General features: G+C 70.4%; 26 protein-coding genes. 10 read left to right on the top strand and 16 right to left on the bottom strand.

All coding sequences use genetic code 11. From position 1 onward, the window contains the following. Nucleotides 1-16 precede the first annotated feature (16 nt). Both AC07DF_RS04855 and AC07DF_RS04850 read left to right on the top strand, forming a co-directional pair. Nucleotides 17-1411 (top strand): ABC transporter ATP-binding protein, encoded by a 1395-nt coding sequence (locus AC07DF_RS04855; protein ID WP_478966918.1) that lies wholly within the window; start codon nt 17-19, stop codon nt 1409-1411. Next, nucleotides 1408-2301: an ABC transporter permease gene (locus AC07DF_RS04850; protein WP_478966916.1), complete on the top strand. Its 894-nt coding sequence runs from the start codon at nt 1408-1410 to the stop codon at nt 2299-2301. Before AC07DF_RS04855 ends, AC07DF_RS04850 begins: the two co-directional genes overlap by 4 nt. A 6-nt stretch (nt 2302-2307) precedes the next feature. On the opposite strand, the gene AC07DF_RS04845 is transcribed toward AC07DF_RS04850, so the two are convergent. Beyond that, nucleotides 2308-2640: an ATP/GTP-binding protein gene (locus tag AC07DF_RS04845; protein ID WP_478966914.1), complete on the bottom strand. Its 333-nt coding sequence runs from the start codon at nt 2638-2640 to the stop codon at nt 2308-2310. 252 nt (nt 2641-2892) lie between these two features. On the opposite strand from AC07DF_RS04845, the gene AC07DF_RS04840 reads away from it, so the two are divergent. Continuing rightward, entirely contained in the window at nt 2893-3921 is a 1029-nt protein-coding gene (locus tag AC07DF_RS04840) for an LLM class flavin-dependent oxidoreductase (protein WP_478966912.1), read from the top strand. 84 nt (nt 3922-4005) lie between these two features. Here AC07DF_RS04840 and AC07DF_RS04835 read toward each other — a convergent pair whose 3' ends face one another. After that, the gene (locus tag AC07DF_RS04835; protein ID WP_382590517.1) at nt 4006-4398 is read right to left on the bottom strand and encodes an SCO5389 family protein; all 393 of its coding nucleotides are present in this window, start codon (nt 4396-4398) and stop codon (nt 4006-4008) included. A gap of 253 nt (nt 4399-4651) precedes the next feature. Between AC07DF_RS04835 and nucS the strand changes: the two genes are divergently transcribed. Continuing rightward, on the top strand, nt 4652-5323 hold the full coding sequence (nucS, locus tag AC07DF_RS04830) for an endonuclease NucS (RefSeq protein WP_399024169.1): 672 nt from the start codon (nt 4652-4654) through the stop codon (nt 5321-5323). Between the two features lie 73 nt (nt 5324-5396). On the opposite strand, the gene AC07DF_RS04825 is transcribed toward nucS, so the two are convergent. The 4 genes from AC07DF_RS04825 to AC07DF_RS04810 all read right to left on the bottom strand — a co-directional run bounded on the left by AC07DF_RS04825 (nt 5397) and on the right by AC07DF_RS04810 (nt 10263). Beyond that, nucleotides 5397-7904, bottom strand: coding sequence for an ATP-binding protein (locus AC07DF_RS04825; RefSeq protein ID WP_478966910.1), 2508 nt, complete (start codon nt 7902-7904; stop codon nt 5397-5399). A gap of 267 nt (nt 7905-8171) precedes the next feature. Then, the gene (locus AC07DF_RS04820) at nt 8172-8495 is read right to left on the bottom strand and encodes an STAS domain-containing protein (RefSeq protein WP_003993003.1); all 324 of its coding nucleotides are present in this window, start codon (nt 8493-8495) and stop codon (nt 8172-8174) included. A 149-nt stretch (nt 8496-8644) separates the two neighbouring features. After that, nucleotides 8645-9493 carry a 3-hydroxyacyl-CoA dehydrogenase family protein gene (locus AC07DF_RS04815; RefSeq protein ID WP_382581231.1) on the bottom strand — a complete coding sequence of 283 codons (849 nt, stop codon included), beginning with the start codon at nt 9491-9493 and terminating at the stop codon, nt 8645-8647. 128 nt (nt 9494-9621) lie between these two features. Continuing rightward, on the bottom strand, nt 9622-10263 hold the full coding sequence (locus AC07DF_RS04810; protein WP_478966907.1) for a TetR/AcrR family transcriptional regulator: 642 nt from the start codon (nt 10261-10263) through the stop codon (nt 9622-9624). A 79-nt stretch (nt 10264-10342) separates the two neighbouring features. Here AC07DF_RS04810 and AC07DF_RS04805 point away from each other — a divergent pair, with 79 nt between their 5' ends. Genes AC07DF_RS04805 through AC07DF_RS04795 form a run of 3 tightly spaced genes read left to right on the top strand, consistent with a single transcriptional unit; the run spans nt 10343 to nt 12472 of the window. Further along, on the top strand, nt 10343-11125 hold the full coding sequence (locus AC07DF_RS04805; protein WP_478966905.1) for an ABC transporter ATP-binding protein: 783 nt from the start codon (nt 10343-10345) through the stop codon (nt 11123-11125). Nucleotides 11126-11136: 11 nt separating this feature from the next. Beyond that, nucleotides 11137-11886 carry an ABC transporter permease gene (locus AC07DF_RS04800; RefSeq protein ID WP_478966903.1) on the top strand — a complete coding sequence of 250 codons (750 nt, stop codon included), beginning with the start codon at nt 11137-11139 and terminating at the stop codon, nt 11884-11886. 13 nt (nt 11887-11899) lie between these two features. Then, nucleotides 11900-12472: a cob(I)yrinic acid a,c-diamide adenosyltransferase gene (locus tag AC07DF_RS04795; protein WP_478966901.1), complete on the top strand. Its 573-nt coding sequence runs from the start codon at nt 11900-11902 to the stop codon at nt 12470-12472. Here AC07DF_RS04795 and AC07DF_RS04790 read toward each other — a convergent pair. Together AC07DF_RS04790 and AC07DF_RS04785 are read right to left on the bottom strand one after the other, a co-directional pair. After that, entirely contained in the window at nt 12469-12657 is a 189-nt protein-coding gene (locus AC07DF_RS04790; RefSeq protein ID WP_189723238.1) for a DUF5708 family protein, read from the bottom strand. The genes AC07DF_RS04795 and AC07DF_RS04790 overlap by 4 nt on opposite strands. Then, nucleotides 12654-13238 (bottom strand): hypothetical protein, encoded by a 585-nt coding sequence (locus tag AC07DF_RS04785; protein WP_478966899.1) that lies wholly within the window; start codon nt 13236-13238, stop codon nt 12654-12656. Before AC07DF_RS04785 ends, AC07DF_RS04790 begins: the two co-directional genes overlap by 4 nt. Nucleotides 13239-13389: 151 nt before the next feature. Between AC07DF_RS04785 and AC07DF_RS04780 the strand changes: the two genes are divergently transcribed. From AC07DF_RS04780 to AC07DF_RS04770, 3 genes are all read left to right on the top strand, one after another. Then, nucleotides 13390-14574 carry a sensor histidine kinase gene (locus tag AC07DF_RS04780; protein ID WP_478966897.1) on the top strand — a complete coding sequence of 395 codons (1185 nt, stop codon included), beginning with the start codon at nt 13390-13392 and terminating at the stop codon, nt 14572-14574. Next, complete coding sequence (locus tag AC07DF_RS04775) at nt 14571-15212, top strand: response regulator (RefSeq protein WP_478966895.1); 642 nt, start codon at nt 14571-14573, stop codon at nt 15210-15212. Before AC07DF_RS04780 ends, AC07DF_RS04775 begins: the two co-directional genes overlap by 4 nt. Nucleotides 15213-15335: 123 nt before the next feature. Further along, on the top strand, nt 15336-17159 hold the full coding sequence (locus tag AC07DF_RS04770; protein ID WP_478966893.1) for a glycosyl hydrolase family 18 protein: 1824 nt from the start codon (nt 15336-15338) through the stop codon (nt 17157-17159). A 79-nt stretch (nt 17160-17238) separates the two neighbouring features. On the opposite strand, the gene AC07DF_RS04765 is transcribed toward AC07DF_RS04770, so the two are convergent. The 8 genes from AC07DF_RS04765 to AC07DF_RS04730 form a co-directional block, all read right to left on the bottom strand. Continuing rightward, nucleotides 17239-17685, bottom strand: a complete 447-nt coding sequence (locus AC07DF_RS04765) for a DUF2550 domain-containing protein (RefSeq protein WP_478966891.1) — start codon at nt 17683-17685, stop codon at nt 17239-17241. Between the two features lie 131 nt (nt 17686-17816). After that, nucleotides 17817-18194 (bottom strand): F0F1 ATP synthase subunit epsilon, encoded by a 378-nt coding sequence (locus AC07DF_RS04760; RefSeq protein WP_053670581.1) that lies wholly within the window; start codon nt 18192-18194, stop codon nt 17817-17819. Between the two features lie 116 nt (nt 18195-18310). Then, nucleotides 18311-19747, bottom strand: a complete 1437-nt coding sequence (gene atpD / locus AC07DF_RS04755; protein ID WP_399024190.1) for a F0F1 ATP synthase subunit beta — start codon at nt 19745-19747, stop codon at nt 18311-18313. A gap of 2 nt (nt 19748-19749) precedes the next feature. After that, on the bottom strand, nt 19750-20664 hold the full coding sequence (locus AC07DF_RS04750; protein WP_478966889.1) for a F0F1 ATP synthase subunit gamma: 915 nt from the start codon (nt 20662-20664) through the stop codon (nt 19750-19752). A 20-nt stretch (nt 20665-20684) separates the two neighbouring features. Then, the gene (gene atpA / locus AC07DF_RS04745) at nt 20685-22274 is read right to left on the bottom strand and encodes a F0F1 ATP synthase subunit alpha (protein ID WP_184590444.1); all 1590 of its coding nucleotides are present in this window, start codon (nt 22272-22274) and stop codon (nt 20685-20687) included. Between the two features lie 123 nt (nt 22275-22397). Continuing rightward, on the bottom strand, nt 22398-23213 hold the full coding sequence (locus AC07DF_RS04740; protein WP_478966886.1) for a F0F1 ATP synthase subunit delta: 816 nt from the start codon (nt 23211-23213) through the stop codon (nt 22398-22400). After that, nucleotides 23210-23758, bottom strand: a complete 549-nt coding sequence (locus AC07DF_RS04735) for a F0F1 ATP synthase subunit B (RefSeq protein ID WP_142159450.1) — start codon at nt 23756-23758, stop codon at nt 23210-23212. Before AC07DF_RS04735 ends, AC07DF_RS04740 begins: the two co-directional genes overlap by 4 nt. A gap of 38 nt (nt 23759-23796) precedes the next feature. After that, nucleotides 23797-24036 (bottom strand): ATP synthase subunit c family protein, encoded by a 240-nt coding sequence (locus tag AC07DF_RS04730; protein ID WP_030246434.1) that lies wholly within the window; start codon nt 24034-24036, stop codon nt 23797-23799. Between the last annotated feature and the right edge of the window lie 65 nt (nt 24037-24101).

Below are 24101 nucleotides of genomic sequence, written 5' to 3'. Positions count from 1 at the left end.
GCGATGGGTGCGGAGCATGATCGAAGCAGTCGGCCTGACGAAGCGCTACGGCGACAAGACCGCTGTGTACAACCTTTCCTTCCAGGTGCGGCCCGGAGCCGTCACCGGCTTCCTCGGGCCGAACGGCTCGGGCAAGTCGACGACGATGCGGATGATCCTCGGCCTGGACAACCCGACGGCCGGGCAGGTGACGATCGGGGGTTATCCGTACCGCAAGCTGCCCAACGCCCCCCGCCAGGTCGGCGCCCTGCTGGACGCCAAGGCCGTACACGGCGGCCGGGCGGCCCGCAACCACCTGCTCTGCCTGGCCCAGCTGTCCGGCATCCCGGCCCGGCGGGTGGACGAGGTGCTCGGGGTCGTCGGCCTGCAGGACGTCGCCAGGAAGCGGTCCAAGGGCTTCTCCCTCGGTATGGGGCAGCGGCTCGGCATCGCCGCCGCGCTCCTCGGCGACCCGCAGGTGCTGCTGTTCGACGAGCCGGTCAACGGCCTCGACCCCGAGGGCATCCTGTGGGTGCGCAACCTGATGAAGGCGCTGGCGGCGGAGGGCCGCACGGTCTTCGTCTCCTCCCATCTGATGAGCGAGATGGCCCTGACCGCCGACCACCTCATCGTCATCGGGCGCGGACAGCTGCTCGCCGACATGAGCATCACGGACTTCATCTCCGCGAACTCCGCGGACTTCGCCCGGGTCCGCACGCCCGACACCGAGCCGCAGCAGCGCGAGAAGCTGTCGGCCGCGCTCACCGAGTCGGGCGGGCACGTGCTGCCCGAGCAGGACGGCGCGCTGCGGGTGACCGGGCTGCCGCTCCCCCGCATCAGCGACATCGCGCACAACGCCGACGTACGGCTGTGGGAGCTGTCGCCGCACCAGGCCTCGCTGGAGGAGGCGTACATGCGGATGACGCAGGGCGCCGTCGACTACCGCTCGACCATCGACCAGAAGGAAGGCCTCCAGCAGCCGCTGCCGCCCGGCGCGCAGCCGCCGATGCCGGTGCCGGGGCAGGGCCAGCCGGGCTGGTACGCCCCGCCGCCGCCCCAGCAGGGCGGGCAGCCGCTCCCGATGCCGCCGCAGGGCGCCCCGGGGCAGGCTCCGGCGGGCCCGTACGGCGCACCCGGGGTTCCCGGTGCGCCCGGGTCCGCTCCGGGAGCCCCTGGCGCCTCCGGCGCGGGAACACCCAACCCGTACGCCCAGCCCGCGCCCCAGACGCCGCAGGCCCCCGGGCAGCCCGCCGGTCGCACACCACAGGGCGGTCCCGCGGCCTCCGCCGCCACCGCGCAGCCCGCCACCGCGCAGCCCGCCGCCGCTCCGGCCTCGCAGCCGGCCGCACAGCCGTCCATGCCCCCGCAGGCGCCCGCCGCGCCGGCTCCCGCCCCGACCTCCGACCTGACCAAGCCCGAGGACGCCCGATGAGCAGCCCCCAGTCCCAGACACCGCAGGCCGCGCCCGGCTGGCAGACGGCGGCGCCCGGTACCGCATACCCCGCCTCCGGCCCGGCGGCCCCCGGCTACACCTCGCCGATCCCGGTCGTGCGCACCCACCTCGGGAACGCCATCGCCTCCGAGTGGACGAAGATCAGGTCGGTGCGCTCCACGATGTGGACGCTCGGCGTGTTCGTCCTGCTGGTCGTCGGCATCGGCCTGCTGACCGGCGTGGTGGTGGCGAACTCCGACCCGGCCCTGCAGGGTGAGAGCCCGCTCGGCCTGGGCTTCTTCGGGCTGCTGCTGGGCAGTATGTGCATCATCACGCTGGGCGTGCTGACCACGGCCTCGGAGTACGGCACCGGCATGGTCCGCACCACGATGGTCGCGTGCCCGAGCCGCGGCCGGGTGCTGGCGGCGAAGGCCATCGTGTTCTTCCTGGTCGCGTTCGTGGTGACGCTGGTGTCCGCGTCCCTCGTCGCCTTCCTGCACGTCGCCATGCTGGAGGGCGACGGCGCCAAGTCCCCCACCGGCGGGGAGTGGCTGAAGGCCACGGTCGGCATGTCGGCCTACATCGCGCTCCTGGGCCTGCTCTCGCTCGCCGTCGGCTCGATCATCCGGCACTCGGCGGGCGCCATCACCATCATGATCGGCGCCGTGCTCGCCCCGCTGGTGATCGCGCTGTTCATGTTCTCGGAGTCGCTGCGGGCCGTGCGCGACGCCCTGTTCGAGTACTCCATCCCGAACCAGCTGAGCATCTTCTACGCCAACTCCCTCAGCGAGTCCGGCCCGTCCGGCTGGGACCCGCTGTGGATCATCATCGCCGCGACCGCCGTCGCGTTCGCCGCCGCCTTCGCGCTGCTGGAGAAGCGGGACGTCTGAGTTCCCTCAGAATCTGGGCGAGTTACGGGACCGTCGCACCCCCGGGGTGCGGCGGTCCCGCGCGTTCCAGCAGGCCTTGTGCCAGTGGCGGCGGTCGTCGACGCCCGCGTGCTCGGACCAGGCCACCACGTGCGGCACACCGTCGGGGATCATCTGGTCGCAGCCGGGACAGCGGTAGGACTTGCCCTGCGCGCTGGCGCCGGCCACATGCCGCACGCTCCAGTTCTCGCCCTGCCAGTTCGCCGAGGACTGCCAGCCGCCGTAGCGGCCAGGGCTGTCGTCCTCGGCGCTCCGGCCGGACGGACCGGCATCCTTGGGTCGGTTGCGACGCGGGGACACGGGACACCTCTCGGGGCTATACAGGAAGCACGGGCCGTGTCCAGCCTACGCGGCGCGGACGAGGGTACGCGTACGGCACCAATCGCCACAAGTCCCTCGCCGGGCGAGGCGGGTGCTCCCCCGACCCGCAGCGGAACGCCCCATTCTGCAGACAATCCGCAAAATACTCCGCCCGGCCGTGTCCTCGGCACGTGTCAGACGGTTATGCCCTGTGGGGGAGCTCCGTGTCGGAGCCAAGGAAGCAGGAAAGCAATGCACGTTGGAAGTTTCGTGTTGGCGGCCCAGTTCCCCGGTCAGGGCGAGGGAGAGGCGCTGCACCGCGCGGTCCGCTCGGCCGAGGTGGCCGAGGAGTCGGGGCTCGACGCGGTCTGGCTGGCCGAGCACCACTTCGTGCCGTACGGCACATGCCCGTCGGCCATCACCCTGGCCGCCTTACTGCTCGGCCGCACCCGCCGCATCCGGGTCGGTACGGCGGTCAGCGTCCTGCCCACCGCCCACCCCGTGGCCCTCGGCGAACAGGCCGCGCTGCTGCACCACACGAGCGGCGGCCGGTTCACGCTGGGTGTCGGGCGCGGCGGCCCGTGGGTCGACCTGGAGGTGTTCGGCGCGGGCCTCGAGGCCTACGAGAAGGGGTTCCCGGAGGCCCTGGACCTCCTGGACCGCTGGCTGCGCGAACCGTCCGTGGCGGCCGCCGGGGAGCGCTTCCGCTTCCGTGAAGTCCCGGTGGTGCCCCGGCCGTCGGAGGCACTGACCGACGTCCAGGGACCCGAACTGGTCGTCGCCTGCACCTCACCGGCGAGCGTGCGGCTGGCCGCCGAGCGCGGTCTCTCGATGCTGCTCGGGATGCATGTGGGGGACGAGGAGAAGGCCGAGATGGTCGCCCTGTGGCGGCAGCACGCGCGGGCGTGCGGCCGGCCCGTCGAGGAGATCCTCGGCGCGTCCCATGTGTCGGCCGGCGTCTGCCAGATCGCGGACCGCCGCGTCGACGCGGCGGAGACCCTGATGAAGGCGATGCCGGGCTGGCTGAAGCAGGGCCTGGAGGCGCATGTCACGGTCGACGGGCGCACACGCCGGATGCGCGACCCGCTGGCGTACACCGAACTGCTCTGCGGGCTGCACCCGGTGGGGACGCCGCGGCTGTGCGCCGACCGGCTGGCGGCGACCAGCGAGCGGACCGGCATCTCCCGCTTCGCCCTGCTCGTGGAGGGCTCCGGGGACCTGGCGGCGACCGAGGAGAACGTACGGCGGCTGGGGACCGAGGTGCTCCCCCAACTCGTCTGAGCGGGCGGTGAATTCCTGGGGGCTTGCCGCTCCGGTGCAGAAACGCACCTCCCGCGTACGGAGCGGCAAGCAAGCGGCGCCGCGTCAGCAGTCCCGGAACTCGGGTGACTGGTTCAGCACCTGGCTGCGGACCGAGGTGAAGCGGTTCAGCTTCTCGTCGACCGAGGAGTCAAGCGGGAACACGGCTACCCGGTGGCAGTTCTGGAAAGCCAGCCGCACACCGAAGTGCCGTTGCAGCGCGCCGCGTATCGCGTCACTCGCAAGCGCACGCAGCAACTGACCGCGTGCCTGCTCGTCCGGCGGAGGCGTCTGGTTGTCGGCGAACGCACCGCCGTCCACCTTCAGCTGGGCCACCAGGGAGCTGATCATCTCCCACGCATAGGGCAGGGAGGTCCGGACGCAGTCGACGAATTCCGCTTCGTCGACCTCGCCTCGCTCGGCCTGTTCGAGTAGGGCCGGTGAGACGTCGAGCGACATGAGTTCTCCTCTCGCACCCCCGATGAGCGGGGGTTGCCGGACAGATAAGGGAGGTTCGCGATACCGGACACGCTGCGTACACACCTCGCGACCTCCCGTTCATACGGTAAGCAAGCGACGGTGACGGCACCAGGAGAATGCGCAGATGAGACACTCTCAATGAGCACACCCTGCACACAATCGGCCATTACCGAACACGTGTTTTCCAGGGCGAATCGCGTCGGCAGGCGCCCGTCGAGTAGCGTTGCCGACCATGCGTCTCGTCATTGCCCGCTGTTCCGTGGACTACGCCGGGCGGCTCACCGCCCACCTTCCCTCGGCCCCGCGCCTGATCCTGGTGAAGGCGGACGGCAGCGTCTCGATCCACGCCGACGACCGGGCCTACAAGCCCCTGAACTGGATGTCGCCGCCCTGCACGCTGAAGGAGGGCACCGGCGAGGAAGAGGGCGTCTGGACCGTCATCAACAAGGCGGGCGAGAAGCTCATCATCACGATGGAGGAAGTCCTCCACGACTCCTCGCACGAACTGGGCGTGGATCCCGGCCTGATCAAGGACGGCGTGGAAGCGCACCTCCAGGAGCTGCTCGCCGACCGCATCGAGACACTCGGCGACGGCTACACCCTGATCCGCCGCGAGTACCCGACGGCCATCGGGCCGGTGGACATCCTGTGCCGGGACGCCGACGGGAAGACCGTCGCGGTGGAGATCAAGCGGCGCGGTGAGATCGACGGCGTGGAGCAGCTGACGCGCTATCTGGAGCTGCTGAACCGCGACCCCCATCTCGCGCCGGTCCGCGGCATCTTCGCCGCCCAGGAGATCAAGCCCCAGGCCCGCGTCCTCGCGACGGACCGGGGCATCGGCTGCCAGGTCCTCGACTACGACGCGATGCGCGGCATCGAGGACGACAAGCTGCGGCTGTTCTGACACTCCCCCGTCCGACTGAAGTCAAGAGGGCCGGGTCCGTACAACGGACCCGGCCCTGCTGTGTGTACGGGTGTCAGATCACCTGGTCCGAGCTGCTGGGCGTGCCCGCGCCACTGCTCTGGGGCGCGCTCGCGCTGGTGCTCGTGGGGGCGCTCGGCGCCGGGCCGCTGGCCGAGTCGGACGTGGACGGGCTGGTCGTCGGCGGCGTCGTCGGCGTGGGTGTACCGGGGTCCGTCGGGGTCGGCGTCGGCGAGGTCGGCGTCGGGCTGGACGGCGGCTTGGTCGAAGACGACGGCGGCTTGGTCGGGGTGGTCGGGGGCTTCGACGACGTCGACGGCTTCGAGGACGACGGCGGCTTGGACGTCGACGCCGGGTCGCTCGGATCCTGCGAACCGCTCGGTCCGTCCGTCGGGGTCGGATCGTCCGAGGTGCCGGGCGTGCCGTCCGGCCCCGGGTCGGTCGGGCGGCTGGTCGCCGCGCCGGTGTCGCCGCCGCCCTCGTTCGCCGCCGGGTCGGCGCCCAGGCTGCCGTCGCCCAGGCCCTGGCTGGCCGAGGGGTTGACGCCGACCTGGTCGGAGGGCGGGTTCCGGTCTTTGTCGGAGGTGGCGCCGAGGGTCACCACCGTGCCGAGCACGGCGACGAGCAGGGCACCGGCGCCCGCGGCGACGAGGTTGCGACGGGCCAGGCCCCTGAGGCCGCCCCGGGCCTTGTGCGAGGACGCGGGCGAGCTGTGGTGGCTGATCACGGTCGGCGAGGAGGGCTGCTGGAGCGTCGGGAAGGCCGCCGGAACACCGCCGGCCGGGGACGCCGACTCCTCGACCCGGGCGTCGGGCACCTCCTCCCCCGCGGTCGGCCCGAGCCCGATCGGGGTGCCCGAGCGGTCGGAGACCAGGGCCAGGGCACGACGCCCGGCGACGGTGCCGCGCTTGTCGGACAGGGCGCCGCGCAGGCCGATGGAAGCCTCCAGTTCGGCCCTGGCCCGGTCGAGCCGGCCACCGCACAGGGCGAGGATGCCGAGCTCGTGGTGGAAGTAGGCCTCCTCGGCGACGTCCCCGGCGAGCCGGGCGGCCTCGGCGCCGGCCCGCAGGGCCCGTTCCCAGGCGCTCCAGTCCAGTCCGGCGGCGAACGCGGGGGCGGCGGTGCGGGCCAGGTGTACGGCCGCGCTCTCCTCGCCCTCGGCGGGCGGCTGGGTGAGGGGCCCGAGAACGGCCAGGGCCGCGAGGACGGCGTCGGACTCGGCGCACACGCGTTCCGGGGTGACCGAGGGGTGCCCGGCCCACCAGGAGTAGTGCTGGGCGGCGCTGCGGGCGCCGGCCTCGGCCTCGTCGCCGTATCCGGCGGCCTCCAGCTGGGCCGGCACACCCGCGGCGAGCCGGTAGCGGGAGCCGACCGGGGAGACCAGGCCGCAGGCGGCCAGTTCGCCGAGGGCGGCGTCCGCGTGGGTGTCGCCGACCAGGGCGGGCAGATGCGCCTGGTGCGGGACCTCGCCGCCGAGGGCGACGGCGAAGCGCAGGGTGGCGCGGGCGGAGGCGCTCAGCCGGGAGGCGAGCAGCGGGGCGGGGGCGGCGGCCTCGCCGAGGGAGGGCAGCGGTACGTCGTCCCCGTCGGCGGCGTCGTACGCCTCGGCCGGGGGCGCGTCCTCGAACACGCCGAACTCGTCGACGGCGCTCGTCCCGGCGCGCAGATGGTCGCGCTGCCGCAGCAGGGCACCGGCCTGGACGAAGCGCAGCGGCAGGCCCTCGGACTCGAACCAGAGGTCACCCGCCCAGTTGGACTCCTCCTCGGTGAGGGACCGTCCGACGGCGTGCTCCAGCAGGTCGAGTCCGGCCGCGCGGTCCAGGCCGCCGAGGGCGACCTCCTCGACGGCGGAGCCTGCGGAGGGAGCGGGCACGTCCGGGGTGGCGCCGAGCAGGAAGGCGCACTCGGGGGTCGCCTCCAGCAGCTCGTCGAGCGCGGCGCCGCCGAACTCGATGTCGTCGAGGACGACGACCGCGCCGATCTCACGGAGGTGGGTGAGCAGTTCCTCCTCGTCCGGGCGGTACAGGGGGGCGCTGAAGACGGCGCGGAAGAGCTCGTACCGCAGGTCGCCGGAGGTGCGGCCGAAGCCGTCGAGGCGGACGACGCCGTCGGGGGCGAGGTCCGAGCAGTCCTCGGCGACGAGGTCGAGCAGGCGGGTGCGGCCCGAGCCGGCGGGTCCGGTGAGGCGGACGGAGCGGCCGCGGGCGAGCAGGCGTACCAGTCGCTCGCGTTCTTCCTGGCGGGCCAGCAGGGGCAGGGCGGGACGAGCGGGGCCCGGCGGGACGGGCGGCCGGGCGGCGCGCTCGGCCTCGGCGCGTTCGGCCGCGGTGAGCTTCACGGGCCGTGCGGGCCGTTCGGCGGGCGGACAGGCCTCTATCTCGCTGCCGTCGACGGGGTTGACCGTCAGCAGGAAGTCGCCGGTGACGAGCCGCACCGTGCGGGCGAGCGCCGGCGCGTGCTGCGCGAAGTCGGGTGTGAGGGATTCCCGGGGCGGGCGCTGGCGCGGCCCCTGGCCGTCGCCCTCGTGGCCGTACTCCTCGGGTCCCCGGGTGTTCGGGTCCATAAGTCAAGCCCCCCAAAAGCGGGTGTGTGCTGTGAAGCCCCTCCCGGCCTTGCTGCACACCGCGCTGTCGCTTCTGGTCCGGGCCCGCTCGAAGGGTGGCAAGGCAGCGGGCAGCCGAACCCTAAACCATTCGCACAGTATCTACGACAGTCCGGGGTACCGCGGCGTCCGAGACGTCACGGTCTCGTGAGGATTGTGCTCGTCGCACGATTCGACAAGGTCCGTCCGGGTCTCCCCGGTCGCCCGGTTCACACCCGTACTCCGGCGTCACACGCGAGGCAGTGTCTCCACTCCGATGCCCCCTTCGATCGCCAGGATCCGGTGCAGGCGGGTGGCCACCAGCAGGCGCTGCATCTGCGGCGGTACACCGCGCAGCACCAGGCGCCGGCCGCAGCGGCCGGCCCGCCGGTGAGCTCCCATGATCACGCCCAGTCCGGTGGCGTCCCAGGAGTCCAGTTCGGACAGGTCGAGCACGAGGTCGCCGACTCCGTCGTCGACGGCCGAGTGCAGGACCGTACGGGCGTCCGCCGCGCTCCGGACGTCGAGGCGGCCCCCGACGACCAGCTCGGCGTGGTCGCCCCTGATGTGCATATGCGCTCCCCGTGCGTGCGTCTCGTGCTCCGCGTTCTGATGCCGGTGATGCAACCTCTGACTGTGTGGAGGCGGCAGAGGTTGCTTCCTGTAAGCGAACCGATACCGAATTCACCCGGGGGTGTGATGCCCCCGGGGCATGTGCGGTTTCAGTGCTTGTAGAAGCCCTGCCCGCTCTTGCGTCCGATGTCACCGGCGTCAACCATCCGGCGCATCAGCTCGGGAGCCGCGAACTTCTCGTCCTGGGACTCGGTGTAGATGTTGCTGGTGGCGTGCAGCAGGATGTCGACGCCCGTCAGGTCCGCCGTCGCCAGGGGTCCCATGGCGTGGCCGAAGCCCAGCTTGCAGGCGAGGTCGATGTCCTCGGCGCTCGCCACGCCCGACTCCTGCAGCTTCGCGGCCTCGACGACCAGGGCGCAGATGAGACGGGTCGTCACGAAGCCGGCCACGTCGCGGTTGACGACGATGCAGGTCTTGCCGACCGACTCGGCGAACTCCCGGGCCTTGGCCAGGGTTTCGTCGCTGGTCTTGTAGCCGCGGACCAGTTCGCACAGCTGCATCATCGGCACCGGCGAGAAGAAGTGCGCGCCGACGACCCGCTCGGGGCGCTCCGTCGCGGCCGCGATCTTGGTGATCGGGATGGCGGAGGTGTTGGAGGCGAGGATCGCCTCGTCCTTCACGAGCTTGTCGAGCGCGCGGAAGATCTCGTGCTTGATCTCGAGCTTCTCGAAGACGGCCTCGACGACGACGTCCGCGTCGGCCACGGCGTCCAGGTCGGTGGTGGCGGTGATTCGGGCGAGGGCGGCGTCGGCGTCGTGCGCCTCCAGCTTGCCCTTGGCGACGAACTTGTCGTACGAGGCCTTGATTCCGTCGGTGCCCCGCTTCAGCGCCTCGTCCGTGACGTCGCGCAGGACCACGTCCCAGCCCGCCTGTGCCGATACCTGGGCGATGCCGGCTCCCATGAGGCCGGCTCCGATGACGGCGAGCTTCCCTGCCACGTTACGACTCCCTGCTGACACGGCTCTTATGTATGCCTCTCGGGCGGACACTAGCGCTCGTGAGGCGCTGTGTGACCGCTAAGTAACGCGCGTCACGTCTCACATGACGGACATCACACCGGGCAGGGTCACGCGGCGCCTCGTACGGCGTAGTTGAGCACCTTGTCGCTCAACAGCTCCTCGATGCCGTCGAGGAGGACGAGCACCTCTCGTGACACTTCGTCCGGGTTGCGCCCCTTGACCATCTCGCGGCCGATGGCGGCGAAGACGGTGCCGTGGATCCAGCAGATCTGACCGGCGATCAGCCCCGGCAGCGGGTCGCCGTCACCGGCGCCGCTCTCCTCACGGAGGGTGACCTCCAGGTTGTCCTGGACCTCCTGCTGGATGCTCCACAGCCGGGAGCGCAGCGGCGGCGCCTCGTCGATGCAGCGCATGAAGCGGTCGTAGCCCTCGATGAGGCCCATCCGGGGTGAGACGGCCTCGATCTCGGCGCGCAGCTCGCGCAGTACCGCCCCGGTGGCCGACTCCCCCGCGTCCCGGCCGCGCACCCAGCGGGAGAGGCGGTCGACGACGCCCTGGGAGCGGTCGAAGAAGAGATCCTCCTTGGCCGGGAAGTAGTTGTAGACGGTGTTCACGGAGACGTCGGCCGCCTCCGCCACGTCCGCGATCGTCACCGTCACGAAGCCGTGCTCCAGGAACAGCCCGGTGGCGATGTCCGAGATGCGCTGCCTGGTCTCGCGCTTCTTCCGCTCTCTGAGCCCCTCAGCCATGTCCGAATCCTAGCTTCCCTGGGGGCTACCAAAACTTGGGGTCATTGCAAATTTTAAGAGACTCTGTTTTTCTGTGCGCATGGCAATCATCAGTACGGCCGGTCTGGCCCGTACCTTCCAGACGAAGCGCGGCCCGGTCGAGGCCGTGCGCGGCATCGACCTGACCGTCCGCGAAGGCGAGATCCTCGGCTTCCTCGGCCCGAACGGCGCCGGCAAGACGACGACCCTGCGGATGCTGACGACCCTGCTGGAACCGACCGGCGGGGCCGCCACCGTCGCGGGCCACGACCTGGCGACCGACCCGGCAGGGGTGCGGCGGGCCTGCGGCTACGTGGCGCAGTCCGGCGGGGTGGACCCGCAGATCACCGTGCGGGAGGAACTGGTCACCCAGGGGCGCCTGTACCGGCTGACGAAGCCGCAGGCTGCCGAGCGCGCCGAGGAACTCGCCCGCGACCTGGGCCTCACCGAGCTGCTCGACCGCAAGTGCGTCGCGCTCTCCGGCGGACAGCGGCGGCGCCTGGATATCGCGATGGCGCTCACCCACCGCCCGAAGGTGCTGTTCCTCGACGAGCCGACGACCGGTCTCGACCCCGGCAGCCGCGCCGACCTGTGGGACCTGGTGCGCCGGCTGCGCGACGAGCACGGCACGACCGTCTTCCTGACCACCCACTACCTCGACGAGGCCGACGCGCTCTCCGACCGGCTGGTCGTCGTCGACCAGGGCGTGGTGGTCGCCGAGGGCACCCCGGGCGCGCTGAAGCTCCGGTACGGCGGCTCACTCGACGCCTCGCTCCAGGACACCTTCCTCGCCATCACCGGCCGCAGCGCCACCCCGGCCGACGCCGAACCCGTAGCCGTATAGGAATCCCAGAGATGCTCTTCCACGACACCGCGCTCGTCTACGGGCGCTATCTGCGCCAGTCCCTGCGCTCCCGATTCGCACTGCTCTTCGGCGTCCTGATGCCGCTGCTTTACCTGCTGTTCTTCGGTCCCCTGCTCACGGACCTGCCGCTCGGTGAGCAGGGCAGCTCCTGGCAGGTGCTCGTCCCCGGCCTGCTGCTCCAACTGGGCCTGTTCGGGGCGTCGTTCGCCGGCTTCTCGATCATCATCGAGAAGGGCCACGGGGTGGTCGAACGCATGCGCGTCACCCCGGTCAGCCGACTGGCCCTGCTGCTGGGCCGGGTGCTGCGGGACGCCACGGTGTTCGTCTTCCAGGCGGTGCTGCTGGTGCTGGCGGCGATGGCGATGGGGCTGCGGGCCCCGCTGGGAGGCGTTCTGATCGGCTTCGGGTTCGTCGCCCTGCTCTCGCTCTCGCTGGCCTCGCTGTCGTACGCGCTGGCCATGAAGCTGAGCACCCCGCAGAGCTTCGGCCCGGCGGTCAACGCGCTGACCATGCCGTCCATGCTCCTGTCCGGCCTGATGCTGCCGATGACGCTGGGCCCGGCCTGGCTGGACGTCCTGTCGCACCTCATGCCGTTCCGCTATCTGGTGGACGCGGTGCGGGACGCCTACGTCGGCAGCTACGCGACGGCGCCCATGCTGTACGGCGTCCTGGTGGCCGTCGGCCTCACGGCTCTGTCCGTGACAGTGGGCACACGCGTGTTCCGAACCGCCGGAGCGTAACTACGCTGGCCACATGGTCAATCTGACGCGCATCTACACCAGGACCGGCGACCAGGGCACCACCGCCCTCGGCGACATGAGCCGGGTCGCCAAGACCGACCTCAGGATCTCCGCGTACGCCGACGCCAACGAGGCGAACGCGGCGATCGGCGCGGCGATCGCCCTGGGCGGCCTGGACGAGGAGATCGTCAAGGTTCTCACCCGTGTGCAGAACGACCTGTTCGACGTGGGCGCGGACCTGTCGACACCGGTGGTGGAGAACCCGGAGTTCCCGCCGCTGCGGGTCGAGCAGTTCTACATCGACAAGCTCGAAGCCGACTGCGACCGCTTCAACGAGCGGCTGGAGAAGTTGCGGTCCTTCATCCTGCCGGGCGGCACCCCGGGCGCGGCCCTGCTCCACCAGGCCTGCACGGTCGTACGCCGGGCGGAGCGCTCGACGTGGGCCGCCCTGGAGGTGCACGCCGAGACGATGAACCCCCTGACGGCGACCTACCTCAACCGCGCCTCCGACCTGCTGTTCATCCTCGCGAGGACGGCGAACAAGCAGGTCGGAGACGTGTTGTGGGTGCCGGGCGGAGAGCGCTAGGTTCTCCCCCGGGCGGCATGCCAGAGGCCGTTGGCGGAGAGGACCCCGCCGACGATCATCATCACGATGCCGACCTTGGTGAGGGTGACGACGGGGACGTCGACGTCTCCGGTGAAGCGCCACAGCAGCAGGCCGATCAGGAAGGTGACGACGCCTTCGGTCAGATACTGCTTTGCCTTGGTCATGACTGGATCCTTTCCTTCGAGGTGACGACGGGGGTGTCCTGCTCCCCGTCGGAGGGCTTGCGCGGCCAGACGAAGTAGCTCAGCGCGACCACGCCGTGGATGCCGGCCGCGCGCCAGGCCGTGTAACGCCAGCTCTCCAGGGAGGTGACGCGGCTCGGGTCGTCCACGTACCAGATGGCGCCCTGGAGCAGCACGGTCGCGACGACGGCGCCGATCAGCGTGCCCAGCCAGATCCTGGCCTCGTGGCGTGCGCGGGCCATTCCGTTGCGCGGGGGCTTCTGCGGAGGCGGGGCACCGCCGAACCGGTGGGCCGCGTGGCCGTCGAGCCACTTCACCGTGCGGTGGCCGTGGCCGACGGTGTAGCCGATGTACAGCGCGGCCAGTCCGTGCGTCCAGTTCGGGTCGGCACCGTTCTTCAGGTCCAGCGCGGTGGCGACCAGCAGGACGACCTCCAGCAGCGGCTCGCAGAGCAGCAGCGCCAGGCCGGTGCGCGGCATCTTCAGCAGATAGCGGGCGCCCAGTCCGGCGGCCAGCAGCACCCAGAAGCCGATCTCGCAGGCGGCGATCAGTGCGACGATCACGGTTCGCTCCTCTCGGTCACCTTCAAGGCTCCCGGCCGGGGCGGCCGGAATCGTCGTCGCGACTGACGAACCCGCCGTACATCGAAAGATGCAGCCAGGGACCCTACGCGCGGATCACGCGTGCGGCGCCACGGCCGTGTTGGATGGAGTCATGGCCGTACGACTCCCCCGCCCACGCCGCTTCGACGTCCACATCGCGACGGGCGGCATGCTCGGCGGACTGCTGCTGTGGGGCGTCGGACTGGCCACCCGTCCGCACACCGAGGTGTATGTGCTCCTGCCGGGGCGATGGCCGGTGCTGCTGCCGCTCTTCGTCATGGCAGGCTGCGAGCTGCTGCGCCGGGCCGCCCCGCGCACCGCCCTGCTGACCGGCACGGCCGCGATCGTCCTGGACACCCTCACGCAGGGCAACCTGGTCACGATCCTGATGTACACCGACGTGATGTACGCGGCCGTCCTGTACGGCACGCCTTCCTCGGCCCGCCGCATTCCGCGGATCACCGGGCTGCTCTCGGTGATCGGGGCCGTGGTGCCGTTCGCCCTGTGGCGCGAGCCCGAGGCGCTGCTGATCGGTGTAATCACGGGCATCGTGGCCTTCGGTCCCGCCGCCACCGGCCTGATCGTCCGCAACCACCGCGACGCGGCCGAGTCCGCCCGGCTGCGCGCCGAGCAGACCGCGCTGCTCGCCGAGATGGACCGCACCCAGGCGGTGACCGCCGAACGCGCCCGGATGGCCCGCGAACTGCACGACATGGTCGCCAACCACCTGTCCGCGATCGCCATCCACTCCACAGCCGCGCTCTCCCTCGACGACCCGAAGACCTCCCAGGACGCCCTGGTCGTCATCCGCGAGAACAGCGTGGAGGGGCTCTCGGAGATGCGGCGGCTCATCGGGATCCTCCGGGACTCCAGCGGTGACACCGAGCCCGTCGCCGCCCCCACCCTCGACGGACTCGGCGCCCTGGTCGAGGGGGCGGGCACCAACGGCCTCGACGTCACGCTCGACGCCTCCCACGGAACCGTCCCGGCGCCCGTCGAACTCGCCGCCTACCGCATCGTGCAGGAGTCCCTCACCAACGCCCTCAAGCACGCCGGCCCCGGCCGGGTCACCGTGTCCCTCACCCAGCGGGCCGGACTGCTGACCGTCGCGGTGACCAGCCCCTACGGCGACCGGGACGGGCCGACAGCTCCCGGCTCAGGCGCCGGTCTGGTCGGTATGCGGGAACGCACGGCGCTGCTGGACGGCACGTTCGAGGCCGGCCCGGAGGACTCGCCGCACGGCAAGATCTGGGTCGTACGCGCGACCCTGCCCGTCACCGAAGGAGAACCCGAATGATCCGCGTCCTGGTCGCCGAGGACCAGTCCGCCGTCCGCGCCGGACTGGTGCTCATCCTGCGCAGCGCGCCCGACATCGAGGTGGTCGGCGAGGCGGCGGACGGCGAGCAGGCGGTGGCGCTGGCCCGCGAGCTGCGGCCCGACCTGGTGCTGATGGACATTCAGATGCCCCGCCTGGACGGGGTGTCGGCGACCCGCCAGGTCGTCACGGAACAGCTCGCCGATGTGCTGGTGCTGACGACCTTCGACCTCGACGAGTACGTCTTCGGGGCGCTGCGGGCGGGAGCGTCCGGCTTCCTGCTGAAGAACACCGAGGCGAGGCAGCTGCTGGAGGCGGTACGGACGGTCGCGCGCGGGGAAGGGCTGATCTCCCCCGCGGTCACGCGGCGGCTGATCGCGGAGTTCGCCGCGAAGCCGACGCGGGAGCCCACGGCCGACCCGGCCGTCCTGGACCGGCTGACCCGGCGTGAGCGCGAGGTGCTGTCCTGCCTCGGCGAGGGCCTGTCCAACGCGGACATCGCCGACCGGCTCGACATGGCCGAGGCGACCGTGAAGACCCACGTCAGCAGGTTGCTGGCGAAGCTGGAGCTGCGCAGCCGGGTCCAAGCGGCGGTACTCGCACAGGAGTTGGGTGTCTGACCCGACCCTGAAGTGCGGTGGTCCAGACCTATTGACCGGTGGTCCAGACCTTTCTATTCTCACCGCACCATGAGGGACGTGAGGCTCAGTCACGCCCCGACCACCCCACAAGGGAGGCGCAGCATGCGCTTCAGACACAGAGCCGCGGCAGGGTTCGCGACCCTGTTGCTCCCGCTGGCCGGTCTCGTCGGCCTCGCGAGCCCCGCCGAGGCCGCGACATCCGCGACCGCCACCTACGCCAAGACCCAGGACTGGGGCTCCGGCTTCGAAGGCAAGTGGACGGTGAAGAACACCGGCACGACCGCCCTCAGCTCCTGGACCGTCGAATGGGACTTCCCCTCCGGTACGTCCGTCACCTCCGCCTGGGACGCCGACGTCACCTCCTCCGGCACCCACTGGACCGCCAAGAACAAGTCCTGGAACGGCACCCTCGCCCCCGGCGCCTCCGTCTCCTTCGGATTCAACGGCACCGGCTCCGGCTCCCCCGCGAACTGCAGGCTGAACGGCGGCAGCTGTGACGGCGGCACCACGGAACCCGGCGACAAGCCACCCAGCGCCCCCGGCACCCCCAGCGCCTCCCAGATCACCAACACCTCGGTGAAGCTGTCCTGGAGCGCCGCCACCGACGACAAGGGCGTCAAGAACTACGACGTCCTGCGCGACGGCACCAAGGTCGCCACCGTGACGACCACGTCGTACTCCGACACCGGTCTGACCGCCGGCACCGACTACTCCTACACCGTCCGGGCCCGAGACACCGCCGACCAGACCGGCCCGGTCAGCGGCGCCCGCGCGGTGCGCACCACCGGCGGTACCACCGAGCCGCCCACCGGCGACAAGATCAAGCTCGGCTACTTCACCGAGTGGGGCGTCTACGGCCGCAACTACCACGTCAAGAACCTGGTGTCCTCGGGCACCGCCTCGAAGATCACCCACATCAACTACGCCTTCGGCAACGTCAAGAACGGCCAGTGCACCGTCGACGACACCTACGCCGCCTACGACAAGGCCTACACGGCCGACCAGTCCGTCAGCGGCACCGCCGACACCTGGGACCAGCCGCTGCGCGGCAACTTCAACCAGCTCCGCCAGCTGAAGGCCAAGTACCCGCACATCAAGGTGCTGTACTCCTTCGGCGGCTGGACCTACTCGGGCGGCTTCGGCCAGGCCGCGCAGAACGCCGCCGCGTTCGCCAAGTCCTGCAAGGCCGTCGTCGAGGACCCGCGCTGGGCCGACGTCTTCGACGGCATCGACATCGACTGGGAGTACCCGAACGCCTGCGGCCTGACCTGCGACACCTCCGGTCCGGCGGCCTTCAAGAACCTCTCCCAGGCCCTGCGCACCGAGTTCGGCTCGAACTACCTGGTCACCGCGGCCATCACCGCCGACGGCTCCGCCGGCGGCAAGATCGACGCGGCCGACTACGGAGGCGCCGCGCAGTACCTCGACTGGTACAACGTGATGACGTACGACTACTTCGGCGCCTTCGACAAGGACGGCCCGACCGCACCGCACTCCCCGCTCACCTCGTACCCCGGGATCCCGCAGGCCGGCTTCAACTCCGCCGACGCGATCGCCAAGCTGAAGGCCAAGGGCGTCCCGGCGAAGAAGCTCCTGCTCGGCATCGGCTTCTACGGCCGCGGCTGGACCGGCGTCACCCAGTCGGCACCGGGCGGATCGGCCACCGGCGCGGCTCCCGGTACGTATGAGGCGGGCATCGAGGACTACAAGGTCCTGAAGAACTCCTGCCCGGCCACCGGCACGATCGCGGGCACGGCGTACGCCCACTGCGGCAGCAACTGGTGGTCGTACGACACTCCGTCGACCATCGCCGGGAAGATGAGCTGGGCCAAGAACCAGGGCCTCGGCGGCGCGTTCTTCTGGGAGTTCAGCGGCGACACCGGCAACGGGGAGCTGGTGACCGCGATCGACAACGGCCTGTCGTAAGGAAGTTCGGCGAATTACGCCACGTTGACACTCCCCCAGACTTCGTCCGGGGGGACCCCCACCCAGCGAGTGAACGCGGCTACGCCACGTTCACTCGCTGACCGGGCGGGGCTGCCTCAAGCCACGCGAGGAAACCGGTCAGCGCGTCCTCGCTCATCGCGAGTTCGAGACGCGAGCCCCGGTGCAGACAGGCCAGGATCACATGGTCGGAGAGCAGGGCCAGCTCCTCCTCGCCCTCCGGGACCCGGCGGCCGGCCACCTCGATCGCGGAACGCTCCAGGACGCGGCGCGGGCGCGGCGAGTACGAGAAGACGCGGTACCACTCGACGCGGTCGCCGTTGTACCGGGCCACCCCGTAGGCCCAGCCCTTGCCGTTCGTGTCGCCCTGCTCGGGGACGCCCCAGCGCAGGCTGGCGTCGAACGTGCCGCCCGAGCGCTGGATGAGCCGGCGGCGCAGACCGAAGACGAACAGGCCCACCACCACGAGGGCCACCACGATTCCGCACACAGTCAGAGCGAGGACCATCGACACCGACCTCCTCGTCTCCTAGGTAACGGAACGTAAAAATCACCCACATCCGCCTCAGCCGCGGCTGGGTCCGGATCTCTCCGGTACCCAGCCGCGGCTGAGTGACGTCATCACACGGCGGACTCCGGTCAGCGCGCCGCCGTCGCAGCCCGCAGCCGGACGTCCGCGCGGCGCTGGGCCTCCGCGTCGTCCTCCGCCTTCGCGCGCTCGAGCTCCTGCTCCGCGCGCTGGACATCGATCTCGTCCGACAGCTCCGCGACTTCCGCCAGCAGCGAGAGCTTGTCGTCCGCGAACGAGATGAAACCGCCGTGGACGGCGGCGACGACGGTCCCGCCATCGCTCGTACGGATGGTCACCGGGCCCGACTCCAGCACACCGAGCAGCGGCTGGTGACCGGGCATGACGCCGATGTCGCCGGACGTGGTGCGCGCGACGACCAGGGTGGCCTGGCCGGACCAGACCTCACGGTCGGCGGCGACCAGCGCGACGTGCAGCTCAGCAGCCAAGGTGGCTCCTCGGGTCACCACCCGGCGGTAGTGCCGGGTGTTGGTTACAAGTCTAGTAGGCGTGGCAGAGGGGGCGGGACGAACCCCGCCCCCTCATGACTCGAGCGCGGCCCGGGTCAGGAGACGCCCAGCTCCTTGGCGTTGTTCTTCAGGTCCTCGAGACCACCGCACATGAAGAACGCCTGCTCCGGGAAGTGGTCGTACTCGCCGTCGCAGATCGCGTTGAACGCGGCGATCGACTCGTCCAGCGGCACGTCCGAACCGTCCACGCCGGTGAACTGCTTGGCGGCGTGGGTGTTCTGGGACAGGAAGCGCTCCACGCGACGGGCGCGGTGGACAACGAGCTTGTCCTCCTCGCCGAGCTCGTCGATACCGAGGATCGCGATGATGTCCTGCAGGTCCTTGTACTTCTGCAGGATGTTCTTCACGCGCATCGCGGCGTTGTAGTGGTCCGCCGCGATGTACCGCGGGTCGAGGATGCGGGACGTCGAGTCCAGCGGGTCCACGGCCGGGTAGATGCCCTTCTCGGAGATCGGACGGGAGAGAACCGTCGTCGCGTCGAGGTGGGCGAAGGTGGTGGCCGGGGCCGGGTCGGTCAGGTCGTCCGCGGGGACGTAGATCGCCTGCATCGAGGTGATCGAGTGACCACGGGTCGAGGTGATGCGCTCCTGCAGGGTGCCCATCTCGTCGGCCAGGTTCGGCTGGTAGCCCACCGCGGAGGGCATACGGCCGAGCAGGGTCGACACCTCGGAACCGGCCTGGGTGAAGCGGAAGATGTTGTCGATGAAGAACAGCACGTCCTGCTTCTGGACGTCACGGAAGTACTCCGCCATCGTCAGGCCGGCCAGGGCCACGCGCAGACGGGTGCCCGGGGGCTCGTCCATCTGGCCGAAGACCAGGGCGGTCTTGTCCAGAACGCCGGACTCTTCCATCTCCGCGATGAGGTCGTTGCCCTCACGGGTGCGCTCACCGACGCCCGCGAAGACGGAGACGCCCTCGTGGAGGTTGGCGACACGCATGATCATTTCCTGGATCAGCACGGTCTTGCCGACACCGGCACCACCGAACAGACCGATCTTGCCGCCCTTGACATACGGGGTCAGCAGGTCGACGACCTTCAGGCCCGTCTCGAACATCTCGGTCTTCGACTCGAGCTGGTCGAACGCGGGGGCCTTGCGGTGGATGGACCAGCGCTCGCCCTCGTAGGTCTCGTCGCTGTTCAGCACCTCACCGAGGGTGTTGAATACCTTGCCCTTGGTGAAGTCACCGACGGGGACGGAGATGCCCGCGCCCGTGTCGGTCACCGAGGCCTGGCGGACCAGACCGTCCGTGGGCTGCATGGAGATCGCGCGGACCAGGCCGTCACCCAGGTGCTGGGCGACCTCCAGGGTCAGCGTCTTCTTCTCGCCCGCCAGCGCCGGGTCGGCGACCTCGACGTGAAGGGCGTTGTAGATGTCCGGCATCGCGTCGACGGGGAACTCCACGTCGACGACCGGGCCGATGACCCGCGCGACGCGGCCCGTCGCCGTGGCCGTCTCAACAGTGGTGGTCATTTTCAGTCACTCCCCGCGGTCGCGTCGGCCAGGGCACTGGCACCACCGACGATCTCGCTGATTTCCTGGGTGATTTCGGCCTGGCGGGCCTGGTTGGCAAGCCGGGTGAGGTTCTCGATGAGATCACCGGCGTTGTCGGTCGCCGACTTCATCGCGCGCCGCGTGGCGGCGTGCTTCGAGGCGGCCGACTGGAGCAGCGCGTTGTAGATGCGGCTCTCGACGTAGCGCGGCAGCAGGGCGTCCAGGACGTCCTCCGCCGAGGGCTCGAAGTCGAACAGCGGGAGGATCTCGCCCTTGGGCTTCGCCTCTTCCGCCACCTCTTCGAGGCTGAGCGGCAGCAGCCGCGCCTCGACAGCCGTCTGCGTCATCATCGACACGAACTCGGTGTAGACGATGTGGAGCTCGTCCACGCCGCCCTCGGCCGTCTCCGTCTCGATCGCCTCGATCAGCGGGGCCGCGACCTTCTTGGCGTCCGCGTACGAGGGGTCGTCGGTGAAGCCCGTGAACGACTCCGCGATCTTGCGCTCGCGGAAGTTGTAGTGGGCGACACCACGGCGGCCGACGATGTAGTTGACGACCTCCTTGCCCTCACCCTCGAGCTGCGCGGTGAGCCTCTCCGCGGCCTTGATGGCGTTGGAGTTGAAGGCGCCGGCCAGACCACGGTCGCTCGTGAGGAGCAGGACCGCGGCGCGGGTCGGGTTCTCCGCCTCCGTCGTCAGCGGGTGCTTGGTGTTCGACCCGGTGGCGACCGCGGTGACCGCGCGGGTGAGCTCGGTCGCATACGGGGTGGAGGCCGCCACCTTGCGCTGCGCCTTGACGACGCGCGAGGCGGCGATCATCTCCATCGCCTTCGTGATCTTCTTGGTCGCGGAGACGGATCGGATGCGACGCTTGTAGACCCGGAGCTGGGCTCCCATGAGTCAGGTCCCTTCCGTCGTCACTTACCGGCAGCCGGGGTGTCCTCGCCGAGCAGCTTGCCGTCGGAGGTCTCGAACTGCTTCTTGAACTCCGCGATGGCGTCGGCCATGGCCTGGAGGGTGTCGTCCGACATCTTGCCGCCCTCGCGGATGGAGGTCAGCAGGCCCTGCTCCTTGCGGTGCAGGTACTCCAGCAGCTCCTTCTCGAAGCGGCGGATGTCGACGACCGGGACCTCGTCCATCTTGCCGGTGGTGCCGGCCCAGATGGAGACGACCTGGTCCTCGGTGGCCATCGGCTGGTACTGCGGCTGCTTCAGCAGCTCGACCATGCGCTGACCACGCTCGAGCTGCGCCTTGGACGCGGCGTCCAGGTCGGAACCGAAGGCGGCGAACGCCTCCAGCTCACGGAACTGGGCGAGGTCCACGCGGAGGCGGCCGGACACCTGGCGGATCGCCTTGTGCTGCGCGGAACCACCGACTCGGGAGACGGAGATACCGACGTTCAGCGCGGGACGCTGACCGGCGTTGAACAGGTCCGACTCCAGGAAGCACTGGCCGTCGGTGATGGAGATGACGTTGGTCGGGATGAACGCCGAGACGTCGTTGGCCTTGGTCTCGACGATCGGCAGACCGGTCATCGAGCCGGCGCCCATCTCGTCGGAGAGCTTGGCGCAGCGCTCCAGCAGACGGGAGTGCAGGTAGAAGACGTCACCCGGGTAGGCCTCACGGCCCGGCGGGCGGCGCAGCAGCAGCGACACGGCACGGTAGGCGTCGGCCTGCTTCGACAGGTCGTCGAAGATGATGAGGACGTGCTTGCCGTCGTACATCCACTGCTGACCGATGGCCGAACCGGTGTACGGCGCGAGGTACTTGAAGCCGGCCGGGTCGGACGCCGGGGCGGCGACGATGGTCGTGTACTCCAGCGCGCCGGCCTCCTCCAGAGCGCCGCGCACACCGGCGATGGTGGAGCCCTTCTGGCCGATGGCGACGTAGATGCAGCGGACCTGCTTGTCCGGGTCGCCCGAGCGCCAGTTGTCGCGCTGGTTGATGATCGTGTCGACGGCCAGGGCGGTCTTGCCGGTCTGGCGGTCACCGATGATCAGCTGACGCTGGCCACGGCCGATCGGGGTCATGGTGTCGACGGCCTTGTAGCCGGTCTCCATCGGCTGGTGGACCGACTTACGGACCATGACGCCCGGGGCCTGCAGCTCCAGGGCGCGACGGCCGTCCGTCTCGATCTCGCCGAGGCCGTCGATCGGGTTGCCGAGGGGGTCCACCACGCGGCCGAGGTAGCCCTCGCCCACCGCGACGGAGAGAACCTCACCGGTGCGCTGCACCGGCTGCCCCTCCTCGACGCCGCTGAACTCGCCGAGGACGATGGCACCGATCTCGCGCTCCTCGAGGTTGAGGGCGAGGCCGAGGGTGCCGTCCTCGAACTTCAGCAGCTCGTTGGCCATGGCCGAGGGCAGACCCTCGACCTTCGCGATGCCGTCGCCGGCAAAGGTGACCGTACCGACCTCCTCGCGCGAGGCCGCGTCCGGCTTGTACGCCTGGACGAAGTTCTCCAGCGCGTCCCGGATCTCCTCCGGCCGGATCGTGAGCTCCGCCATCTGGGTTCCCTGCTCTCCTTGTTGGGCCCGAAGTTTCTAAGGGGGTCTGGGGGCGACCCCCAGGATTCTTCTGCACGGCCCAACCAGGGCCGTCGTAAGTACGTGGTGCTATTGAGTTGCTGCTCAGCTCGCCAGGCGGCGGCTCGCGTCCTCCAGCCGGTCCGCGAGGGAGCCGTTGATGACCTCGTCGCCGACCTGCACCCGGATTCCGCCGAGGACCTCGGGGTCCACGTCCAGGTTGAGGTGCATCCGGCGGCCGTAGATCTTCGCGAGGGCGTCGCCCAGGCGTCGCTTCTGCGGGTCGCTCAGCGGCACCGCCGAGGTGACGATGGCCACCATGCGGTCCCGGCGCTCGGCGGCGAGCTTGGACAGGGACTCCAGTCCCGACTCCAGGCTACGTCCCCGCGGCGCGGTCACAAGGCGCGTCACCAGACGCTCGGTGGCCGGCTGCGCGCGGCCGCCGAGCAGGCTGCGCAGCAGCTCGCCCTTGGCCGAGGTGGTGGCCTTGCGGTCGGTCAGCGCGGCGCGCAGCTCGGTGCTGCCGGAGACGATCCGGCCGAACCGGAACAGCTCGTCCTCGACGTCGTCGAGCTTGCCGGCCTGCTGCGCGGCGGTGAGGTCGGCGGTGTTCGCCAGCTCCTCCAGCGCGTCCACCAGGTCGCGCGACTGCGACCAGCGGGAGCGCACCATGCCGGCCACCAGGTCGGCGGCGGGGCCGCTGACCTGGGTGCCGAGCAGACGCTGGGCCAGCTCGGCCTTGGCCTCACCGGCCTGCGCCGGGTCGGTCAGGACCCGACGCAGCGAAACCTCGCGGTGGAGCAGCGCGGTGACGGCGGCCAGCTCGTCGGCGAGCCGCGCCGCGTCGGCGGACGTGGAGTCCGTCAGCGCGTCGAGACGCTCTCGTGCGGCTGCCAGGGCCTCGCGGCTCGCTCCGTTCATCGCCCGGCCTCGGCCTTCTCCTCGAGCTCGTCGAGGAACCGGTCGATCACGCGGCTCTGGCGGGCGTGGTCCTCGAGGGACTCCCCGACGAGCTTGCCGGCCAGGTCGGTGGCGAGCTTGCCGACGTCCTGGCGCAGCGCGGACGCGGCGGCCTTGCGGTCGGCCTCGATCTGGGAGTGGCCGGCGGCGACGATCTCCTCGCGCTGACGCTGGCCCTCGGCCCGCATCTCGGCGATGAGCGTGGCACCCTGCTCCTGCGCCTCCTGGCGCAGACGCGCGGCCTCGTGCCGGGCCTCGGCGAGCTGTGCCTTGTACTGCTCAAGGACGCTCTGGGCCTCGACCTTCATGGTCTCGGCCTCTTCGATACCGCCTTCGATCGCCGCGCGGCGCTCCTCCAGAACCTTGTTGATGTTCGGAAGCAGCTTCTTCCAGAAGAAGAAGAACACGATGGCGAAGGCGATGGTGCCGACGAGCAGCTCGGGGCCCGGAGGAACGAGCGGATTCTGCTCCTCCTCGGCCGCCAGCTGTACCAGGTTGGCGATCACATCAGTGCCTTTCGTCGATGCCTGTCGGTAGGAAATCTTTAGTCAATACCGAAGACGAACGGCATGACGATGCCGATGAGGGCGAGCGCCTCACAGAAGGCGAAGCCCAGGATCTGGTTGGCACGGATCAGGCCGGCGGCCTCGGGCTGGCGGGCAAGGGCCTGGGTGCCGTTACCGAAGATGATGCCGACGCCGATGCCGGGGCCGATAGCCGAGAGGCCGTAACCGACGGAACCGATGGAACCGGAGACAGCGGCAAGGGTCTCAGTGGCAGCCATGCTGAATCTTCCTTCTCTTAACGGACCGGTGGGGGTTGGCCACCGGACGACATGGTGTGGGGGTG

The organism is Streptomyces sp. NPDC044719 (assembly GCF_056433405.1).
This window is presented reverse-complemented; position numbering and strand designations above follow the sequence as displayed.

Excerpts from the sequence above, each read along its gene's own strand:
- AC07DF_RS04855 (WP_478966918.1), top strand. The coding sequence starts at position 17 with ATGATCGAAGCAGTCGGCCTGACGAAGCGCTACGGCGACAAGACCGCT.
- AC07DF_RS04850 (WP_478966916.1), top strand. The coding sequence starts at position 1,408 with ATGAGCAGCCCCCAGTCCCAGACACCGCAGGCCGCGCCCGGCTGGCAG.
- AC07DF_RS04840 (WP_478966912.1), top strand. The coding sequence starts at position 2,893 with ATGCACGTTGGAAGTTTCGTGTTGGCGGCCCAGTTCCCCGGTCAGGGC.
- AC07DF_RS04835 (WP_382590517.1), bottom strand. The coding sequence starts at position 4,398 with ATGTCGCTCGACGTCTCACCGGCCCTACTCGAACAGGCCGAGCGAGGC.
- nucS (WP_399024169.1), top strand. The coding sequence starts at position 4,652 with ATGCGTCTCGTCATTGCCCGCTGTTCCGTGGACTACGCCGGGCGGCTC.
- AC07DF_RS04825 (WP_478966910.1), bottom strand. The coding sequence starts at position 7,904 with ATGGACCCGAACACCCGGGGACCCGAGGAGTACGGCCACGAGGGCGAC.
- AC07DF_RS04820 (WP_003993003.1), bottom strand. The coding sequence starts at position 8,495 with ATGCACATCAGGGGCGACCACGCCGAGCTGGTCGTCGGGGGCCGCCTC.
- AC07DF_RS04810 (WP_478966907.1), bottom strand. The coding sequence starts at position 10,263 with ATGGCTGAGGGGCTCAGAGAGCGGAAGAAGCGCGAGACCAGGCAGCGC.
- AC07DF_RS04805 (WP_478966905.1), top strand. The coding sequence starts at position 10,343 with ATGGCAATCATCAGTACGGCCGGTCTGGCCCGTACCTTCCAGACGAAG.
- AC07DF_RS04800 (WP_478966903.1), top strand. The coding sequence starts at position 11,137 with ATGCTCTTCCACGACACCGCGCTCGTCTACGGGCGCTATCTGCGCCAG.
- AC07DF_RS04795 (WP_478966901.1), top strand. The coding sequence starts at position 11,900 with ATGGTCAATCTGACGCGCATCTACACCAGGACCGGCGACCAGGGCACC.
- AC07DF_RS04790 (WP_189723238.1), bottom strand. The coding sequence starts at position 12,657 with ATGACCAAGGCAAAGCAGTATCTGACCGAAGGCGTCGTCACCTTCCTG.
- AC07DF_RS04780 (WP_478966897.1), top strand. The coding sequence starts at position 13,390 with ATGGCCGTACGACTCCCCCGCCCACGCCGCTTCGACGTCCACATCGCG.
- AC07DF_RS04775 (WP_478966895.1), top strand. The coding sequence starts at position 14,571 with ATGATCCGCGTCCTGGTCGCCGAGGACCAGTCCGCCGTCCGCGCCGGA.
- AC07DF_RS04770 (WP_478966893.1), top strand. The coding sequence starts at position 15,336 with ATGCGCTTCAGACACAGAGCCGCGGCAGGGTTCGCGACCCTGTTGCTC.
- AC07DF_RS04765 (WP_478966891.1), bottom strand. The coding sequence starts at position 17,685 with ATGGTCCTCGCTCTGACTGTGTGCGGAATCGTGGTGGCCCTCGTGGTG.
- atpD (WP_399024190.1), bottom strand. The coding sequence starts at position 19,747 with ATGACCACCACTGTTGAGACGGCCACGGCGACGGGCCGCGTCGCGCGG.
- AC07DF_RS04750 (WP_478966889.1), bottom strand. The coding sequence starts at position 20,664 with ATGGGAGCCCAGCTCCGGGTCTACAAGCGTCGCATCCGATCCGTCTCC.
- atpA (WP_184590444.1), bottom strand. The coding sequence starts at position 22,274 with ATGGCGGAGCTCACGATCCGGCCGGAGGAGATCCGGGACGCGCTGGAG.
- AC07DF_RS04740 (WP_478966886.1), bottom strand. The coding sequence starts at position 23,213 with ATGAACGGAGCGAGCCGCGAGGCCCTGGCAGCCGCACGAGAGCGTCTC.
- AC07DF_RS04730 (WP_030246434.1), bottom strand. The coding sequence starts at position 24,036 with ATGGCTGCCACTGAGACCCTTGCCGCTGTCTCCGGTTCCATCGGTTCC.